Annotated in this window: 20 protein-coding genes and 1 tRNA gene; 5 read left to right on the top strand and 16 right to left on the bottom strand. The window is 63.1% G+C overall.

Going from position 1 to position 18,301, the window contains the following annotated elements:
• Positions 1 to 19: 19 nt before the first annotated feature.
• The 4 genes from rpsR to E0W60_RS20875 all read right to left on the bottom strand — a co-directional run bounded on the left by rpsR (position 20) and on the right by E0W60_RS20875 (position 2,158).
• A complete protein-coding gene (gene rpsR, locus E0W60_RS20860; RefSeq protein WP_006575387.1) occupies positions 20 to 298 on the bottom strand; it encodes a 30S ribosomal protein S18 in 279 nt (92 codons plus the stop codon).
• 3 nt (positions 299 to 301) lie between these two features.
• Entirely contained in the window at positions 302 to 601 is a 300-nt protein-coding gene (gene priB, locus E0W60_RS20865) for a primosomal replication protein N (protein ID WP_133096466.1), read from the bottom strand.
• A gap of 77 nt (positions 602 to 678) precedes the next feature.
• Positions 679 to 1,053, bottom strand: coding sequence for a 30S ribosomal protein S6 (gene rpsF / locus E0W60_RS20870; RefSeq protein ID WP_029048699.1), 375 nt, complete (start codon positions 1,051 to 1,053; stop codon positions 679 to 681).
• Positions 1,054 to 1,165: 112 nt separating this feature from the next.
• Positions 1,166 to 2,158, bottom strand: a complete 993-nt coding sequence (locus E0W60_RS20875; protein ID WP_135705475.1) for an asparaginase — start codon at positions 2,156 to 2,158, stop codon at positions 1,166 to 1,168.
• A 280-nt stretch (positions 2,159 to 2,438) separates the two neighbouring features.
• Here E0W60_RS20875 and lexA point away from each other — a divergent pair, with 280 nt between their 5' ends.
• Positions 2,439 to 3,095: a transcriptional repressor LexA gene (gene lexA, locus E0W60_RS20880; protein ID WP_029048697.1), complete on the top strand. Its 657-nt coding sequence runs from the start codon at positions 2,439 to 2,441 to the stop codon at positions 3,093 to 3,095.
• 113 nt (positions 3,096 to 3,208) lie between these two features.
• On the top strand, positions 3,209 to 3,376 hold the full coding sequence (locus E0W60_RS37050) for a hypothetical protein (protein WP_165971523.1): 168 nt from the start codon (positions 3,209 to 3,211) through the stop codon (positions 3,374 to 3,376).
• On the opposite strand, the gene E0W60_RS20885 is transcribed toward E0W60_RS37050, so the two are convergent.
• The 4 genes from E0W60_RS20885 to E0W60_RS20905 all read right to left on the bottom strand — a co-directional run bounded on the left by E0W60_RS20885 (position 3,377) and on the right by E0W60_RS20905 (position 7,299).
• Positions 3,377 to 3,727, bottom strand: a complete 351-nt coding sequence (locus E0W60_RS20885; RefSeq protein WP_240745881.1) for a hypothetical protein — start codon at positions 3,725 to 3,727, stop codon at positions 3,377 to 3,379.
• Between the two features lie 536 nt (positions 3,728 to 4,263).
• Positions 4,264 to 4,503, bottom strand: a complete 240-nt coding sequence (locus E0W60_RS20890) for a hypothetical protein (protein ID WP_133096468.1) — start codon at positions 4,501 to 4,503, stop codon at positions 4,264 to 4,266.
• A 1,785-nt stretch (positions 4,504 to 6,288) separates the two neighbouring features.
• Positions 6,289 to 6,657, bottom strand: a complete 369-nt coding sequence (locus tag E0W60_RS37055) for a hypothetical protein (protein WP_167884590.1) — start codon at positions 6,655 to 6,657, stop codon at positions 6,289 to 6,291.
• Between the two features lie 420 nt (positions 6,658 to 7,077).
• Positions 7,078 to 7,299 carry a hypothetical protein gene (locus E0W60_RS20905; RefSeq protein WP_133096470.1) on the bottom strand — a complete coding sequence of 74 codons (222 nt, stop codon included), beginning with the start codon at positions 7,297 to 7,299 and terminating at the stop codon, positions 7,078 to 7,080.
• A 60-nt stretch (positions 7,300 to 7,359) separates the two neighbouring features.
• Here E0W60_RS20905 and E0W60_RS20910 point away from each other — a divergent pair, with 60 nt between their 5' ends.
• Positions 7,360 to 7,884: a DUF1643 domain-containing protein gene (locus tag E0W60_RS20910; protein WP_135705476.1), complete on the top strand. Its 525-nt coding sequence runs from the start codon at positions 7,360 to 7,362 to the stop codon at positions 7,882 to 7,884.
• 144 nt (positions 7,885 to 8,028) lie between these two features.
• Here the strand turns inward: E0W60_RS20910 and E0W60_RS37060 are convergent, their stop codons facing one another.
• From E0W60_RS37060 to E0W60_RS20950, 7 genes are all read right to left on the bottom strand, one after another.
• Positions 8,029 to 8,175: a hypothetical protein gene (locus E0W60_RS37060; RefSeq protein WP_167884591.1), complete on the bottom strand. Its 147-nt coding sequence runs from the start codon at positions 8,173 to 8,175 to the stop codon at positions 8,029 to 8,031.
• Positions 8,176 to 8,329: 154 nt separating this feature from the next.
• A tRNA-His gene (locus E0W60_RS20920) sits at positions 8,330 to 8,405 on the bottom strand.
• 103 nt (positions 8,406 to 8,508) lie between these two features.
• Positions 8,509 to 8,787, bottom strand: a complete 279-nt coding sequence (locus E0W60_RS20925; RefSeq protein ID WP_135706287.1) for a hypothetical protein — start codon at positions 8,785 to 8,787, stop codon at positions 8,509 to 8,511.
• Between the two features lie 962 nt (positions 8,788 to 9,749).
• Complete coding sequence (gene dusA, locus E0W60_RS20935; RefSeq protein WP_135705478.1) at positions 9,750 to 10,787, bottom strand: tRNA dihydrouridine(20/20a) synthase DusA; 1,038 nt, start codon at positions 10,785 to 10,787, stop codon at positions 9,750 to 9,752.
• Between the two features lie 288 nt (positions 10,788 to 11,075).
• The gene (locus E0W60_RS20940; RefSeq protein ID WP_133096474.1) at positions 11,076 to 11,639 is read right to left on the bottom strand and encodes an NADPH-dependent FMN reductase; all 564 of its coding nucleotides are present in this window, start codon (positions 11,637 to 11,639) and stop codon (positions 11,076 to 11,078) included.
• Positions 11,640 to 11,798: 159 nt separating this feature from the next.
• Complete coding sequence (locus tag E0W60_RS20945) at positions 11,799 to 12,887, bottom strand: enoyl-CoA hydratase/isomerase family protein (protein WP_133096475.1); 1,089 nt, start codon at positions 12,885 to 12,887, stop codon at positions 11,799 to 11,801.
• A 115-nt stretch (positions 12,888 to 13,002) separates the two neighbouring features.
• Positions 13,003 to 14,571 carry a methyl-accepting chemotaxis protein gene (locus tag E0W60_RS20950; RefSeq protein ID WP_135705479.1) on the bottom strand — a complete coding sequence of 523 codons (1,569 nt, stop codon included), beginning with the start codon at positions 14,569 to 14,571 and terminating at the stop codon, positions 13,003 to 13,005.
• A 259-nt stretch (positions 14,572 to 14,830) separates the two neighbouring features.
• Between E0W60_RS20950 and E0W60_RS20955 the strand changes: the two genes are divergently transcribed.
• On the top strand, positions 14,831 to 15,691 hold the full coding sequence (locus tag E0W60_RS20955; protein WP_135705480.1) for a sterol desaturase family protein: 861 nt from the start codon (positions 14,831 to 14,833) through the stop codon (positions 15,689 to 15,691).
• A 78-nt stretch (positions 15,692 to 15,769) separates the two neighbouring features.
• On the opposite strand, the gene typA is transcribed toward E0W60_RS20955, so the two are convergent.
• Positions 15,770 to 17,590: a translational GTPase TypA gene (typA, locus tag E0W60_RS20960; RefSeq protein WP_133096478.1), complete on the bottom strand. Its 1,821-nt coding sequence runs from the start codon at positions 17,588 to 17,590 to the stop codon at positions 15,770 to 15,772.
• 210 nt (positions 17,591 to 17,800) lie between these two features.
• On the opposite strand from typA, the gene E0W60_RS20965 reads away from it, so the two are divergent.
• On the top strand, positions 17,801 to 18,286 hold the full coding sequence (locus E0W60_RS20965; protein ID WP_133096479.1) for a MarR family winged helix-turn-helix transcriptional regulator: 486 nt from the start codon (positions 17,801 to 17,803) through the stop codon (positions 18,284 to 18,286).
• The last annotated feature ends 15 nt before the right edge of the window (positions 18,287 to 18,301 follow it).

Below are 18,301 nucleotides of genomic sequence, written 5' to 3' on the forward strand. Positions count from 1 at the left end.
GTTACGGACCTAGGGCCTATCAGTTCTTGTGCAGGTCGGTGTACGGCAGCAGCGCGAGGAAACGCGCACGCTTGATCGCCGTATCCAGCTGACGCTGATAGTGGGCCTTGGTACCGGTCAGGCGGGCCGGCGTGATCTTGCCGTTGTCGCCGATGAAGTCCTTCAGGGTGTCCAGATCCTTGTAGTCGATCTGTTCCACGCCAGCCACGGTGAAGCGGCAGAAGCGCTTGCGCTTGAACAGCGGGTTCTGTTGCTGGAAGCGCTTCTTGTTCTTGTTGTCACGTTTGACGAATGCCATGATTCAATCCTTTACGAATGCTTTACATCCGGTGATGTGAAAGACGAGAGCCTTGCTGTTGCGGTGCTTGCGGGCGAGGAATCCTTCGCAGTCGAGCAGCGTGCCGAGCGGTAACCGCTCAAGCCGCTGACCCACCGGCCCGATCCCCATTGCCGCGATGGCAAACTCAACCTGCCGTGGCGTTTCCGCCTCGACCGTCTCGCCGCTGTACTGCAGGATGCAGTTCACGACGGGCACTCCGGCCGGGGTATAGCGCAGGGCATCGCGTTCCGCCAAAGTGGCGGCAAGCCGAAGTTGGTTCAACGCGGGGCCTCTTGCCGTTTGCCATCCGTGCCGCCAGGGCCGACATGGTCAGCCTGGGCGCGCACCGCAGTCCGCACTCAGGCGGCCTGGCCTTCGGTGGTCGTTTGCGCGGCCTTGCGGGCTTCTTCGCGCTGCACTTCCTTCATCATCGGCGAAGGAGCGGTTTCAGCCTTCTTGGTCTGCACGATCAGGTGGCGCAGAACGGCGTCGTTGAACTTGAAGGCGTGTTCCAGTTCAGCCAGCGTGTCCTTGCCGCATTCGATGTTCAGGCAAACGTAGTGAGCCTTGGCCAGCTTCTGGATCATGTAGGCCATCTGGCGACGGCCCCAGTCTTCCACGCGGTGAACGTTGCCGTTCTGCGAGGTCACGAGCTGCTTGTAGCGCTCGATCATGGCCGGCACTTGCTCGCTCTGGTCCGGGTGGACGATGAAGACGATTTCGTAATGACGCATTGACGCTCCTTTTGGGATTAGCCACCCGGGCGTCACGAGTCCGGTGTGGCAAGGTTGAATAGCCTTAAATTATAGCCCGGCGCCAACGGGGCGCGCAAGCGGCAAGGCTGGCTCAGGCTTTGGCAAAGGCGGCCTGCAGGCGCACGGGATCCCGTGCCAGCGCAGGATCCGCCGCAAGCGCCAATGCCAGCAGTACCCTCGCCTTATACGGATTCAGGTCCGAGGCGGAGACAAAAACGCCATCGGACGGGCTGGGATGCGCCGGAATCGCCACATGACCTGCCCCGGTGCGCGAACTGCGCACCACCGCCACTCCGGCGGCGGCGGCATCCACCAGGGCCTCCGCCAGCACTTCGTGTATCGAGCCATTGCCGGCGGCGGCCACCACCAGGCCCGCCACGCCAGCCTGCACCAGCGCATCGACGGCGATCCGGCCCGGCTGCGCGTAGCTCGCCACGATCTCGACCACCGGCCATGCGCCCGGCATCGGACCGATCGCCCATGCCTGCCGGGGCGTGCGGGCAAAGCCCACGTAGTCGTCCTGCACCAGCCCGAGCGGCCCGCACTGGGACACGAAGGCATCCACCGCCGAGGTATGCGCCTTGGCAACATCGCGCGCCGCATGGATCTGCTGGTTCAGCACCACCAGCACGCCCTTTCCGCGCGCATCCGGATACGCCGCCACCCGTACCGCGTCGAGCAGGTTGAGCGGCCCGTCGGCCGACAGCGAGGTGGACGGCCGCATCGCCGCCGTTATCACCACCGGGACCGGGCACGCCTGGGTCAGGTGCAGCGCCATCGCCGTTTCTTCCAGCGTATCGGTGCCGTGCGTGATCACGATGCCCGCCACATCCGCCTGCGCCGACCAGTGCTCGACGCGAGCGGCCAGCGCGACCCACAGCGCAAAGGTCATGTCCTTGCTGTCGACCTGCGCCACCTGCTCGGCTTCGATCCGTGCCACCGACTGCAGCGCCGGCACCGCCGCAAGCAACGACGACACAGGCACGGTGGCCGCCTGGTAGTGCGCGCTGCTGGCGGGGTTGCCGGAAGCGCCGGCAATGGTGCCGCCGGTAGCCAATACAACGATGCGAGGCAATTGGGTCATGGATGCTGGGGCTCAGGAAACAGAAGGGAATACATGCGCCGGGCGATGGAATCGCGATTGTAACGGCGGACTTCCACCGGAATGGCCCGCGCCGAGGCCGATCGGTTCACGCGCGCCAGCAAAAATTCTGCTTGCGCTGACGCCGATACTGTATAAAATCACAGCATACTGTTTAAACATACAGTGCCCGGCCCGCCGGATGCAGGATTTCGGGGACCGCCCAGTCCGTTGGGCAGCCCATCCAACCCTGCCCAGCGCGCCCGCACGGAACGGCGATCCCATGGCGACCCTGACACCCCGGCAGCAGCAGATTTTCGATCTGATCCGCAATACGATCCGCCGTACCGGCTTCCCGCCGACGCGTGCCGAGATTGCTGCCGAATTTGGCTTTTCCTCGCCAAATGCCGCGGAAGAGCACCTGCGCGCGTTGGCCCGCAAAGGCGTGATCGAGCTGACGCCTGGCGCCTCGCGCGGCATCCGCCTGAAGGTTTCGCGCAGCGACTCGGAAATGCCGGACCAGTTCTCGCTACCCATCCCCGGCGTTTTGCAGCTGACGCTGCCGTTGGTTGGCCGCGTCGCAGCCGGCAGTCCCATCCTTGCCGCCGAACATATCGACCGCCAATACCAGGTGGACGCCTCGGTCTTCGATGAACGCCCCGACTACCTGCTGCGCGTGCGCGGCCTGAGCATGCGCGACGCCGGCATTCTCGACGGCGACCTGCTCGCCGTGCGCCGGGCCAGCGAAGCGCCCAACGGCAAGATCGTGGTGGCGCGACTCGGCGACGATGTCACGGTCAAGCGCCTGCAACGGCGCGGCGGCCATATCGAGCTGATCGCGGAAAACCCGGACTTCGCCAACATCATCGTTGAACCGGGGCGCGAAGAGTTTTCGCTGGAAGGCATCGCGGTCGGCCTGATCCGATCCTCCGGCTTCTAGCCGGTCACGGCAGGCGCTTCGCCTGCGCGGACCCACCCGCTTCCATTGCTTTGCAGACGCCGCCCGGCTTGCCGGGTGTTGACCCCGCTTTTGCCTGAAAAAGAGGTGCAACCATGCCGCAAACCCACCACGTCGCCGCCCGCCGCCCGGTCAAGCCGGTGCCCTTCCGCCAGTGCAAGGGCGTGCGCGTCTATCAGGGCGCGCAGCGCCGGACCATGGTAGGCAGCATGGCCGCGATCTGCAGGATGCTTGAACTGGAAACCACTAGCAAGCTGGCCTGATCAGCTACGCGCGCACGCCTTGGTTTCCGTCTCCAGTTCTTCCGGAGTCATCTGCGGGAACCATGTATTAGTCTTGCGCAACTCGACCGCCGTGCCATCCGGCCTGGCGGTCAGCGAGATCAGGTAGGCATACGCAAATTCGCCACTGATCTTTGGCTGTCCGATCCGGATTTCCATCTGGTTCTGTGCCGGCAGGTTGACCATCGTGGCTTCGTCGCCGAGATTGTTGCGCAGGCATTTGGCAACGTCAGCCATTTTTGCCGGCGTGAACAAGCGCATCGGCGGACGCGCACGAATATCTTTCTCCGATGTGCCGGTGGCGCATCCGGCCATCATCGCGGCCACTGCCACGCCAGCCCCTATTACCGCTGCTCGAAAGAACATACGACCCCTTTGGAATGCAAGGCGCGTATGGTACAGGAGCCACATCGATTGTGGGCGTCGCTGGCACTGAAAGGAGCGTCCAAGACGATGACGCAGGGATCTCCATCCCCTCCGCGCAAGCGCGTTTAGCCAGGCCACGCCAGGAAGAGTAGGCCCAGCCCGAGCACCACCGCCGCGAGGATCAAATAGTGGCGCCAGCCGTGCCTCGGATCACCGGTACGGTATGCATGATGGGAATGAGGGATGTGAGGTCTCATGGAGCGAATTGCCGAAAGCTCTTATCCCATCGTAGCCCTTTAAGGCCAAGTCGTCCCGCTCGCGCAGCGTCCGCAGCATGCCGCAGCGCCGCCGTCTATTCCGATTCTCTAAGTGCAGTTCGCCTGCATAGGAAGCTGGCCGAAACGCCGCGCGTGTAAGGCGGCAGCACTGGTAAGCGCCAACGCGCCTGAGATGGCGAGTTGGTCGGCGAAGGAATCAAAATGCTTCGGAGTGGCCGCATGAGGCTACAGCCCGGTCTTAGTGTTCTCGACGCAAGCCTTTGCGTAAGCAATTGCTTCAGCCATCGCCTCTTCCTCGCTATTGAACGTGGCTTTGATCTTGTGTCGCAAGCCTGGGACAAACTCGTTTGCGTGATCGATTCTGCGCTCGAACAATACCGATGCCTCCCAGGATCCAGATTTCGACTTCCAGACCGTGCAGTGGCAGAAATACTCCCCTTCTTCGACCAAGGCATGGCTCGACATGGCGCGCTCCCATCGTTTCAGAGGAATCCTAGCATGATGAAAGAACGCCCCATCCGCTTCAACGGCAAGCCTCATCGCCCTCGTCCATCTGCTCGGTCACCGCACTCGGTCGCATACCCGCCAGCGCAAAACGCACGAACGGAATTTCCTCCCTTCTCGGCCGTCTCTTCGCAGTAGTCCAGCGGAGAATGGCTTTTTATGGCACGGCCGATATTCCCACTTCTACTGGTCGGCTTACCGCGCCGAGCAAGCGATCGACGAGCGCCATAAAGTGACTCGCGACAGTATTGTGCGCTGCATCACAATTCATAACGAAGCTCTTGTGCGATGCGGCATATGATGTGACGGGGGACCTGTAGTAAGAGCCTTGGGCCCATGCAGCCAAGGCCTCATATCTGTTTTGACGGGGGAATTTCGGTAGCCCAAACGGGCCTTGGCCTATGCAGCCAAGGCCCACTCCATTCTGTGCAAGCGGCGAGGTCAGCGAATACACCCGACGGCAGAAGGAGGGATCCGCCAATGGGTAGCAGCGCCGCTGTTCTCGCCCTGCAGGACATCGACGCGTGTCGGCCCGAGGTGAGCAAGAAATGTTTGCGAGGCAACGGAGCCCCCTCGCCTACCCACAGAGAACGCGCAAATCGGCACGCGCCTTCAGAGCGATCGGCGCCCACTGCTTGCCTGCCCGTAGCTTCGCTACATACGTTGGCTCATAGCACCGCAATTCATGCGCCGGAGTTCAGGATGCCTGGCGGCCGACCGCGATCAAGCGGGGCCTACCTTCAACATCCTCGATGCGCGGCAGGGCGCCCGAAGCAATGTTCTGCCGAACCGCAGCCTTCAATTCAGGAACATCCCAACGCCCCTGCTCGATAGCACCCAGAGCGTCGCCAGTAACTGCGAATCTCCCGCCACAGGCAGCGCAGCGGTATATTTGACTACCGCGCAGGCGATCTTGTCGGTCAAGCCAGCGTCGCGCGAGTGCAGCGCATAGTAAGCAAGGCACGGTTTTGGTTGAACTCACAGTGTGTCCCCGGCGATTGTCAAATCGGCCTTACGGCCGGCCTGCGTCTTGCAACCTGCTTGGGGTCAACATCAGGCACAGCAGGAGATTGGTGGTCCAATCCGGATGCAATGGTGCGCCTGGCAGACCCTCATCGTCACGGTAGCCTAGGCCTAAGTTTCATTTAAGAAACGTGCCCTGATCTGTTTGCGACACAACAGAGTCAACCAGTGCTGTGCCGTGCCGCACAACGAGGGATGGACAATTCCCGGCGTGGGCCATCGATCACCCCCTTGAGGTGTGGCTCGCCGTCGGTGCTTGGGCTGCGCTGGACGACACCACCATTCGTTTTTCCCTGCGCTGACGGCCCATGCCAAGCAAAGCGCTACCTCTGGATGTGCCGGCCCTCACGGACGAGGAGTCGCGCGACATCGGCCTGCGCATGCGCAATCCGGACGTAAATGACCTGCTCAACTCCTTTACTCGTATCAGATTGCCCTGCAACTGTCACAGGAAGACGCCCTGACTTTCGCGCAGGTCATGGACTGTAGCAGGCGACGACCGTGGAAGCCTTGAACCTCGCCGCAGACCTGTCAGGTACGTGCCCGACATGGTGCAACAGGATGAGCTTCGAGCGGAATTCGAGCGCCTGAAGAAAGGCGACGACTAAACCCCGAGAGCGGAGCGCCGCGCGTGTGAGAACCAGGCGTGACAGCCGGCAGAGACCGGCACGCTTACAAACGTAGCAGGAACAAACATGACCAAGTACGGAAAGCTGGATTGCCTCATCTTGCGTTCCTTTGGCGAGCAGTCGGCGCAATTTGCTTCCACATCCGCGACCTTCTGTGCGCTCCAGGCCTGTCAATCGTTGCCACGATCTCCGCCTCGACCTCTACCGCCGTCGCCCCCGCGATTTCCTCCACGGTCATCAGCGCGGTTGCCGCCGCGGCCACTGCTTCTGTCTTCGCCACGCTCGGCGCGGCGGTCCGAGCCGCGATTCTCCGCTCGCTCATCGCCGCGATTCCACCCACGCTTCTCACCGCGGTTTTCGCCTTGATTTCCACCACGATTCCAACTGCGGTTGTCACCGTCGTTCCAATCGCGGCCCCTGCTGCGTTTCTCGTCCCGGTCCCAGCCGCGATTCCAGTCACCATCCCATTTGCGATTACCGCCGTAGTACCTGGCGCCGCTCCAATCAGAGTAACCTCCGCCGTAGTATGGGCGCGAGTATCCGCCGTGGTAGTAGCCGTCATCGTAGGGAGCGACAGCACAGCCGGTGAGAAGTGCTGCCGTAGCTACGGTGAGCACGAGAGGGGGTTTCATGGTGACCTGCGTTTGCGGTTGGCGAATTTGCCGCAAGAATACCGACGGGCGACTCCCCCAGTTGTAAGAAATCGTGTCCCGTTGATGATCGTTCATGGCGTGCATCGCCACAGCCATCGGGGTTGATGGCGACGTCGAGGAGGAACTGGTCCTGGATCCCCTCTTCGCCGGACCCGATCACCGGCGCCGGCGCGCGGGACGCCCGATCCGTCGGTGTGGGTGGTGGGGTTCAGGAGGGTCGAGCGACAGACTTAAAACTCGAGTTCTTTCAGCGTCCTGGTGGCCAGGTATGTCGCAGCTTCCTTCGCCTCATCTCTAGTTGGGAAATCCTCCACGGTTTGGTGTGGCACTTCTGCATCCGGCTCTTCTTCCAAACGGCGGATATACACATACCCTCTGAACCGTCCAGGAGCGGTCTCCATAACCGCTATCCGGGCCACATGCGTGTCCGTGGCAAAAAGCTCATCTTCCATGGCAGCCTCCACTTCTAATGTCTCAGGATCGTAGCATGATCAAATCCCCCAGGAACCGCTATGAAACGACTGACCGAGACCACGCTGGACGGTGAGGGCGGATGCATCCTGTCGGATTGCGAGCAGTACCGGTACCGCCTCTGGCGCGCCTGGGACGACAACCGCCCAGCGCTCGGCTTCATCATGCTGAACCCGTCGACGGCCGACCACCACGTCAGCGACCCGACCATCACCAGGTGCCTGCAGCGCGCGCTGGCCGGCAAGTATGGCCGGCTCGAAGTCGTCAACCTGTTCCCACTGCGATCGACGGATCCGGATGGCCTGCTGAGTCATCCGGATCCGCTCGGAGATCCGCCGGGTCGCAACGACGGCGCTGTCATGGATGCAATCGATGGCTGCTCGACGGTCATCTGCGCGTGGGGATCGCACAGAGCGGCACCGGCGCGTGCGGCGGAAGTGCTGCGAATCGTCCGCATGTGCGGCCGCGGCAACCTGCTTTACCACCTCGGACTCAACCATGACGGCAGTCCAAGGCATCCGCTCTACGTCGCGGCCACAGTCCAACCGCGGCCGTACACCGCCTGACCGGACCCGCGAAATATCATCGAGACAACCCCGCAACACAGGGATGCATAAATCCGAGCGCGGTACCCTGCCCGATCTACACGCCTACCCAGCAATTACAGCGCGGGTCTACGACCGGAGCAAAATGGTCAGACGCAAGGCACTCTAGAGCCGTGCAGCGTCAAGGCGGAGCGTCTCCGATTCATAGCCCGGGAACTTAGCGTTGTGCGTGACCTTCGCACCAGGCGCCAACCGCGCTTGAATTTCCGCGACCAAGTGCTCGAGCTTCTGCCAGTCCTTCGCGCCCGCCATGTTCTCTCCTCATTGTTACGGAAAAGTAACATGAGACCGGGGCGAGATTGGAAGGCTATTCCCACCGTGGGAATATGGCGGGAACAGACCACTGTATGGATGTCCAGAAAGCAAAACAGCCGCTTTTGTAAGCGGCTGTTTTGCAAAGAATTTTTGGGGTGGCTGATGGGACTCGAACCCACGACGACAGGAATCACAATCCTGGACTCTACCAACTGAGCTACAGCCACCGTAGAGGTCATCAGCGAAGCGCTGATCGACGAAAACCAAGATTATACAAACACTTTTCCGAGATGGCTAGTATCCCGCACAAATTTTTTTCGGGGGCTTGCATCACACCTTGCGCGGCTGCCACTTGGCCTCCAGCAGCACTGCCTCCTTGATTGCAGCAATGGTCTCCGCCTCGGTGTCGAAGTGGCCCAGCAACCGGCGCGACTTTCCGTTGAGGACGGCCTCCTGCAATGCCCTGGCCGCGGCTGCCGAGGTGCCGTGGTGCCAGCAGTAGCGCGCCGTCCATTTGCCATCCTGCAGTTGTTCGGCGACCCAGACCAGCCTGAAGTCCTCAAACACTTCGCCGAATGACTCTTCGTTGTTTGCGTTCCCTTTGTCCACGCTTGCTGCCGTCCGTTCGCCCGTGGCGATGCGAAGAATCGTAGCACGCAGGCCAGGGCGCCAGACATGGGCGCGGAGCGCGGCAGCGAGAGGCCTTTGCGGTAAGTCACCAATCCACAGGCGATTTGGCGTGCACAGCCCCACCTCTGCAGGGTTCTTGCCGGTCGTGCGCACAGCGATACTCTGCTCCGAGGGATATTGCCCCCCCTCGATCTTCCCCTCAGGCGGCCCGCCCCATCGGGGGTTCGCTATTGCAATGATTCGCTGGAACCTGGCGCACTGGCAGTGGCCCAACCATCTTCAGGATGAATTGCGGGGAAGGAGCATGCCAACGATGCTTGGACGTCTGGCGGGAGTCTTGCTGCTGCTGGGGATGGTCGCGGCCCTGGGGGGCTGTGCGGCCGGCGGAGCCGATGGACAGGAGTCGGGAATTACGGCCTACGGAACGCTGGACGTGGGCATCAGCCGTACTTCGCGATAGATCCAACGCTGCCGGCATGACCGATGGAACTCTTTTTCATGCAGTCCGGTCAAACCGGCTCGACTGGCGCGATCGCAGAAGGCCGCAGAAGGCCAAAAAAAGAGTCCGCAGCGCGGACTCTTAACTTTAGCGATCTCAAATGCCCTGAAGGCCGTTGCAATGTAACTGTCATCCGGGGATTGCACCATTCGGGTAAACGAAGAGCGCCGGACGCGCCGACGAAAAAAAGCCCGCCGAAGCGGGCCGAATAATCAGTTGAAGAAAGCCCTGTATTCGAGGGCAGGCACAGTGTAAAAAAGTGCCCTGCCTCGGCGAATTAGGGGAATCCCTTTGCGGGCGCCAGTTCCGGGGCGATCGGACATTGCAAGTGTCGAGTGCGCTACGCTCCCGGGAGGCATGCACAGTTTGGCGATTCGGTGTTAGAGCAGCGATTCAAGCGCCCAAAAGCAGGCCGGTGCTCGATCGCTCAGCGCGACTCGCCCTATGCCGCCAGCGGCTGTGACGCCAGGGGACGCAGGTGTGTACGCGCCTCTGCAAACAGTGCATCCACATCGGCGCGAGTGCGCGCGGCATGCATGCGCTTTGCATCGGACAGCACGCGGCGCCAGCCTCGTCCTCCCGCAACGCCGCGGTACAGCCCCAGCATATGCCGAGTAGCGGCGCCCATGTACCCGCCGCGCTCGACCATGTCGCCGATGTAACCCTGCATCGATAGTTCTACATCCAGCCGCGATCGCACTGCCGCCTCGGCGTCGCCATAGAAGCGTACGTCCACTTCCGCCAGCAGATAGGGCTGGTGGTAGGCCTCGCGGCCAATCATCACGCCATCGACGTGCTGCAGGTGCCGAGCCATCTCGTCATAGGTGGCGATGCCGCCATTGATCAGGATCTCCAGCTGCGGAAATTCCTGTTTCAGCTGGTATGCCACTTCATAGCGCAGCGGCGGGATCTCGCGGTTTTCCTTTGGACTCAGGCCTTTCAGGATGGCATTGCGCGCATGGACGATAAATGTGTCGCAGCCCGCCTCCGCGACCATGCCGACAAAATCCCGCACGAAATCGTAGTGCTCGATGGTATCGATGCCGATGCGATGCTTTACCGTCACCGGGATGCTGACCGCATCGCGCATCGCCTTCACGCAATCGGCAACCAGTTCGGGCTCCGCCATCAGGCAGGCGCCGAAAGCGCCGCGCTGCACGCGTTCGGACGGGCAGCCGCAATTCAGGTTGATCTCCTTGTAGCCCCATTGCTCGCCCAACTTCGCCGCCGCGGCCAGGTCTGCCGGCTCGCTCCCGCCAAGTTGCAGCGCGACAGGCTGCTCGGCCGCATCGAAATCCAGGTGGCGCGGCACGTCGCCATGCAGCAGCGCACCGGTGGTCACCATCTCGGTGTACAGCCAGGTATGGCGGCTGAGCTGGCGATGGAAGGTGCGGCAATGGCGGTCAGTCCAGTCCATCATCGGCGCCACGGAGACGCGGCGCGGACTTGCCGCGGCAGGTTTACCTTGAAAATGGGTCATCTTGGAACGGATCGGCGCGACCAATCCTCATGCTACTCGCAGATATCAACAACGCCCGGTGGAGGCGATTCCCGTGCGGCGGAGGCGTCGCACAATGCAGCCGCAGCAGTATTGCGGCTTTTCGGGAGGCGCACGAGTTTACCACCCTGGCAGATCTTTCGCCTGAGACGCAGGCCGCCACGACCAGGCTGCAACGAAGGTCGCAGCCGGCGCGGCGAAATCTGAATCTACTCGACGATCCTGACCATGAACGATCAGTAATGCCCGGACGCGGCCGGGCCCAGGGGCTCATCGTGTGGCAGCAGTCTTGTCGATCCACGTGGCGAACGCGGTCAGGAACTTGTCGAGGAACCCCCGCGTGGATTCGTTGGCAATGCCGCCCTGCTCGTCGAGCAGTTTGTCGACACCGCTGATATAGGCCTCGGGCTGCTGCAGGACCGGAACATTGAGGAAAACCATCGACTGCCGCAGGTGATGATTTGCGCCAAACCCGCCGACGGCACCCGGCGAGGCACTGATGATGGCGCCGGGCTTGCCGTCCCAGACGCTGCTGCCATAGGGGCGCGAGCCCACGTCGATGGCGTTCTTCAACGGTGCGGGGACCGAGCGGTTGTACTCGGGCGTGACGAACAGCACCGCATCGGCGCGACGCACACGGTCGCGGAATGCGACCCAGGTCTGCGGCGGCTTGTCGTCCAGGTCCTGGTTGTAGAGCTGCAGGTCGCCGATCTCGACGATCTCCAGCTTGAGTTGTGCCGGCGCCTGCGCGATCAGCGCCTTGGCCAGCTTGCGGTTATACGACTCCTTGCGCAGGCTTCCCACCAGTACAACGACATCACGAGGATTGCTCATCACGGCTCCCTTGTCTGTGTGGACACTTGAAGCGGACGGTGCGGGCGCCATGGCTGGCATGGCTAGCCGCGCCGGTCCAGCCACCACTCTACCCGAGTCGCGACTGGTCCGCCGCGAAGCGAGCGGCGCGCACGGCCGCCCGGCCATGTGAACGGGCGGTCAGGCGCCCTTGCCCAGCGCGGCCAGCGGATGGTCTTCCGTACGCCACGGGCTGTCGAAGAACGACTGGATCGTCTCGCGGCCAACCTCATCCAGCCGGGCATGCTGCCAGCGCGGCTTGTGGTCCTTGTCGATCGCCAGGGCGCGGATGCCTTCGACGCCGTCGCCATTGCGGAACACGTAGTACATCATGTCCAGTTCCATGCGCAACTCATCTTCGAGCGACATGCCGCGCGCGCGCCGGATCTGCTCCAGCGACACGCACAGCATCAGCGGCGAGCGGCTGCGCAGCATGGCAGCGGTCTGCGCGGCCCAGTCGCCCGGCGCATCGCTGACGGCCGCCAGGATGTCCTGCGCGGTATTGCCGGCGAACAATGCGTCGATCTGTGCGGACAGGCCAGCCAGCGTGCTTTGCGCAGGCAGGCAGTCTGCGCGGTGCGGTGCGGTGAAGCCATCGATATGCGCGAGGACGGCCTCGCCGCTGGCAAACTGCTGCGCGCGCAGCGAAGCGACCAGCTCGGCCAGCCGGTTGCCGGGCAGGTAGGCATCGGCCAGGCCTGCGTACAGCGCATCGGCCGCGCTGATCGCGGTGCCGGTCAGCCCCAGGTATTCGCCGATATGGCCTGGCGTGCGTGCCAGGAACCAGCCGCCGCCGACATCGGGGAACAGGCCGATATTGGTCTCGGGCATGGCCATCCTGGTGCGCTCGGTGACCAGGCGCAGCCGGGCCCCTTGCGAAATACCCATGCCGCCACCCATCACCACGCCGTCCATCAGCGCGATATAAGGCTTGGCGTAGCGGTGGATCAGGAAATTGAGCGCGTATTCCTCGACAAAGAACTGGTCGAGCAGCGGATCGCCTTCATGCGCCGCCTTGTGGAAGTAGCGGATATCGCCGCCAGCGCAGAATGCCTTGCCGCCGGCACCGGCAACCACCACCGCCACCACTTCGGGCGCCGAAGCCCACGCCTGCAGCGCCTGGGTCATGGCGCGGATCATGTCCAGCGACAGTGCGTTGAGCGCCTGCGGACGATTCAGCGTCAGGTATCCGATGCCACCGTGGACTTCGGTCGTGACGAATTCAGTCATGTCTTGCTCCTCCAATGCAACTGGCGATTTTACGCCAGTCGCACCGGCAGGCGTACCCCGTGGGCGGCTTGCGGCGCATGCAAGGGCCATGCGCGTGCGCCGCCGGCGGCCGCGTTCAGGCCAGCCTGAACGTCGCCACCAGCGCCGTCAGGCGCTGCGCCTGGTCTTCCAGCGAAGCGGCCGCGGCGGCGGCCTGCTCGACCAGCGCCGCGTTCTGCTGGGTCATGCTGTCCATCTGCGACACCGCCACGTTGACCTGCTCGATGCCGTGCGACTGTTCGTCCGACGCCGCGCTGATATCGCCGATGATGCCGCTCACGCGCCGCACGGCGTGGACGATGTCCTCCATGGCGCGGCCGGCATCGTCGACCAGTCCCGTGCCTTCGCGCACGTTCGCCACCGAAGCGCCGATCAGCGTGCGGATTTCCTTCGATGCGCCGGCGCAGCGCTGCGCCAGGTCGCGCACGTCGCCCGCGACCACCGCGAAGCCGCGGCCGTGCTCGCCGGCGCGCGCCGCTTCGACGGCGGCATTGAGCGCGAGGATATTGGTCTGGAACGCGATCTTCTCGATCACGTCGATGATGTCCACGATCTTGCTCGAACTGCCGTCGATCGAACGCATGGTATCGACCACGCGCGACACCGCCTCGCTGCCCCGCTCTGCCAGCGCGCTGGCGTCGGTGGCCAGCGTGCGCGCCTCACGCGCGCTGTCGGCATTCTGGCGCACGGTACTGGTCAGCTCTTCCATGCTCGATGCGGTTTCTTCCAGCGATGCGGCCTGTTGCTCGGTACGCTGCGACAGGTCGGCGTTGCCGCTGGCGATCTGCTTGCTGGCCGAGGCAATGGCGTCGGCACCACCGCGCACTTCACCCACCATCGCCACCAGGCTGTATTGCATGCGGCCCAGCATGCCGAGCATGCGCGCGGTTTCGTTGCGCGCCGACTCATCGGCCTGCACGCCACCGCCGTCCGCTGCCTGGACACTCAGGTCGCCGCCGGCGATCCTGTCGAAGCGCGCGATGGCGACATCGAGGGGCTGCACGATCGAACCGCGCAGGCGCCACGCCACCACGGTACTGAACGCCAGCCCGAGCACCAGTGCCATGACCGACAGCGTGAACAGGTTGCGATAGCGGTGCTGCGACGCCTCGTAGACCTCCTTCGCGCTGGCCAGCTGCAGCTTGTTGAGTTCGGCATTGGCCGCGGTGAAGGCGATGTCGAGCCTGGGGATTTCCTCGAGCACGTACTTCATCACGGCATCGCGATCGGCCGCGTGCAACGCGGCGATCATGGGTGCCACACCTTGCTTGAACAGTGCGTCGCGCTTGGCGGTGACATCATCGACCATTCTCTCCTCATCAGCCGGGCGCTGCAGCGCAAGGTAGGCCTTCCATGCTTTCTCGGAATCGCGCGCAAAACCCTCGGCGGTCGCGGCGCGGGCCTTGGCGTCGGCGGGGTCCGTGGCAAAGGTGGCCTGGTCGAGCAGCACCCGCACCAGCAGCTGGTTCGAGCGCGCCTCGGCAAGATGCACCGCTGCCGACAGCTGCTGCGAATAGATCTGGCGCGTGGCATCGTTGCTGCGCGACATGCCGAGCCAACCGACGGCACCGACAATCAGAAGCAACAAGTTGGTAACGATGGTCAGGAACCACAATCTGGCTCCGATGGTGGTGTTCTTGAACATTGAAGCTCCGGGGTTAGAAGGGCGAAAAATGCGGGGCGAAGGCGTTTGCGAAACCAGGGGACGTGGCATGCCGCCCCCCTGCTCATCTACGGCGCGCACAACGGTTCCTTAACCCGGATTACTTGCCTTCCAATGCGCGACACAACTGCGCATCAGTACAGCAATGCGGGGATACGCCCGATGCGGCTCACCCGCGTCATCGCGCATGTTTGGAGGAACTCCTCGTAGCAATTCCGCATGAAATGTGCACACTTGCGGGATGACCACCGAATCGCTCGATCCCGAACTCGTGCTGCTGGCGTTTGCGCCGGTCTTCCTGTTGGCCATTGCCGGCGAGGCCTGGTACTGGGCACGCCGCGACCGGTCGGTGTACAGCCTGCGCGATACCGTCTCCAATGCGACGCTCGCGCTAATGCACCAGGCCTCGGACGCCTTCTTCCTCTGGCTGATGATCCGGACGGTGTATAGCTGGTGTTACCGGCATGGATTGCATGCAGTCCCGGAGACGGCGTGGTCGTTCGCGCTGTTGCTGCTGTTGCAGGACTTCCTGTACTACTGGTTCCACCGCGCCAGCCATCGCGTGCGCTGGCTATGGGCGTCCCACGTGACGCATCACTCGTCGGAAGGCATGAATTTCTCGACGGCGTTCCGGCAGAGCCTGACATATCCGCTGTCCGGGATGTGGCTGTTCTGGATTCCGCTGGCGTATATCGGCTTCACGCCGGGCTGGGTGATCCTGGCCGTGGGCCTGAATCTGGCATTCCAGTTCTTCGTCCATACGCGGCTGGGGCGGCGCCGGCCGTGGATCGAATCGGTGTTCAATACGCCTTCGGTCCATCGCGTGCATCACGCCAGGAACCCGCGGTACATCGACCGCAACTACGCCGGCGTGCTGACGGTATGGGACAGGCTCTTCGGCACCTTCGTCCCCGAGCGGGAGGCGCCGGTGTACGGCATCACGCGGCAGGTGCGCACGCACAATCCGCTGACGCTGACCTTCCACGAATGGCGCGACATGTTCGTGGATGCGTGGCGCGACCGGGATTTGCGCTACCTGTGGAAGCCGCCGGAATGGCGCAGCCCGCGTGCGTCCGCCACGGAGGTGCTTCCGGGAACGTAGGAGCCAGATGCATCTGGTGACGCGGCGGGAATAAAAAAACCGCGCTCGAAAGCGCGGTTTTTTTGACACCGAAAGCGCTTATGCGCCTTCGCGTGCGGCACGCTTGCGCTCATGCTCCTTCAGGTGGCGCTTGCGCAGGCGGATGCTCTTCGGCGTGAGCTCGACCAGTTCGTCGTCGGCGATGAATTCCACCGCGTACTCGAGCGACATCTGGATCGGCGGCACCAGGCGCACGGCTTCATCGGTACCCGAAGCGCGCACGTTGGTCAGCTGCTTGCCCTTGATCGGGTTGACCACCAGGTCGTTGTCGCGGCTGTGGATGCCGATGATCATGCCTTCGTACAGCGCATCGCCCGGCTTGACGAACATGCGGCCACGGTCCTGCAGCTTCCACAACGCGTAGGCCACCGCATCGCCGTCGTCCTGCGAGATCAGCACGCCGTTGTGGCGCTCGCCCAGGCCGCCTTCGCGCACCGGCGCGTAGTCGTCGAAGATATGGCTGATCAGGCCGGTGCCGCGCGTCAGCGTCAGGAACTCGCCCTGGAAGCCGATCAGGCCGCGGGCCGGGATGCGGTATTCCAGGCGGGTACGGCCCTTGCCGTCCGACGCCATGTCGAGCAGTTCGCCCTTGCGGCGGCCCAGCTCTTCCATCACGCCGCCCTGGTGGCTGTCTTCGACGTCCACGGTCAGCAGTTCGTACGGCTCGTGCTTGACGCCGTCGATTTCCTTGAACACCACGCGCGGACGCGACACGGCCAGTTCGTAGCCTTCGCGGCGCATGTTTTCCAGCAGGATGGTCAGGTGCAGTTCGCCGCGGCCCGACACTTCGAAGACGGTGTCGTCGCCGGTATCGGCCACGCGCAGCGCCACGTTCGACTTCAGTTCGCGGTCAAGGCGCTCGCGCAGCTGGCGGCTGGTCACGAACTTGCCTTCACGGCCTGCCAGCGGCGAAGTGTTGACGCAGAAGTTCATGGTCAGCGTCGGCTCGTCCACCTTCAGCATCGGCAGCGCGTCCTGGGCGTCCGGCGCACACACGGTGCAGCCGATGCCCAGTTCTTCGATGCCGTTGATCAGCACGATGTCGCCGGCTTCGGCCTCGGGCACGATCTCGCGCTCCAGGCCCTGGAACTTCAGCACCTGGTTGATGCGGCCCTTGATCGGGTTGCCTTCCGGGCCGAACTTGACCACCACGTCCTGCAGCGGACGGGCGCGGCCACGCGAGATGCGGCCCACGCCGATCTTGCCGACGTAGCTGGAGTAGTCCAGCGAAATGATCTGCAGCTGCAGGGGGCCGTCCCGGTCGTCGTCACGCACCGGCACCTTGTCCAGCACGGTCTCGAACAGCGGCTTCATGTCGCCGTCACGCACGTCTTCGGTGAGGCCGGCAAAGCCGTTCAGGCCCGATGCGTAGATCACCGGGAAGTCGAGCTGCTCATCGGTCGCACCCAGCTTGTCGAACAGGTCGAAGGTCTGGTTGATGACCCAGTCCGGGCGCGCGCCCGGACGGTCGATCTTGTTGACCACCACGATCGGCTTCAGGCCCAGCGCCAGCGCCTTGCGCGTGACGAAGCGGGTCTGGGGCATCGGGCCCTCGACCGCGTCGACCAGCAGCAGCACGCCGTCGACCATCGACAGCACGCGCTCCACTTCACCGCCGAAGTCGGCGTGGCCCGGGGTGTCGACGATGTTGATATGGGTGCCGTTGTATTCGACGGCACAGTTCTTCGCGAGAATCGTGATCCCGCGTTCCTTTTCCAGGTCGTTCGAGTCCATCACCCGCTCGGCGACTTGCTGGTTGTCGCGGAAGGTGCCTGCCTGGCGCAGGAGCTGGTCGACCAGGGTGGTCTTGCCATGATCGACGTGGGCGATGATGGCGATGTTTCGGATGGCGCGGGTCATTGCTGCGTCTCGCTAAGAGCGGCCCTCGCAAGGAGGGTCGGAGAATCTGAGGTAACCCAACATTCTAGCATGTTGCGGCGCAAGATGCGTTGACTCAACCGTCACTCCCTTAGCAAATATTATTTCACAAAACGAAATAACGAATTTCCGTTCTTGCACATCCTTAAACATGAACATATATTTGCCTCAGCAAAGATTGCAAAGGCAAAGATGTCAAAGGACCCTACCTCCGGACCGTCGGCAGCAGATACCACACTGTTCGATCCCGCCAAGTACCAGATGTGCGACAGCGTCGGCTATCTGCTGCAACGCGCGAAGAACACGCTGGCACATAGCGTCGAGCAGGAGGTCAGCAGCCTGGACATCACGCATGCGCAGGCCAGCTGCCTGATCATGATTGCCACCGGGCGTGCCGCTACCGTCACAGACCTGGGGCGCGAACTGAACACCGACATGGGCTCGGTTACGCGTCTGCTGAGCCGCATGGAAAAACGCGGCCTGGTCGAACGCCAGCGCCGCGACGACGACCGCCGCGTGGTCGACCTGTTGCTGACCGAACAGGGCCAGGCCCTGGCAGACCGGCTGCCGACCATCTTCTGCAAAGTACTTTCCCAGCACTTCAGGGGGTTTTCCGCCGACGAACTCCAGTTGCTGAAGACCATGCTGCGCCGGGTCATCGATAACAACAGCGGCTAGCGGCATGCCGGCCGG

Source organism: Cupriavidus oxalaticus (genome assembly GCF_004768545.1).
Taxonomy (GTDB): domain Bacteria; phylum Pseudomonadota; class Gammaproteobacteria; order Burkholderiales; family Burkholderiaceae; genus Cupriavidus; species Cupriavidus oxalaticus_A.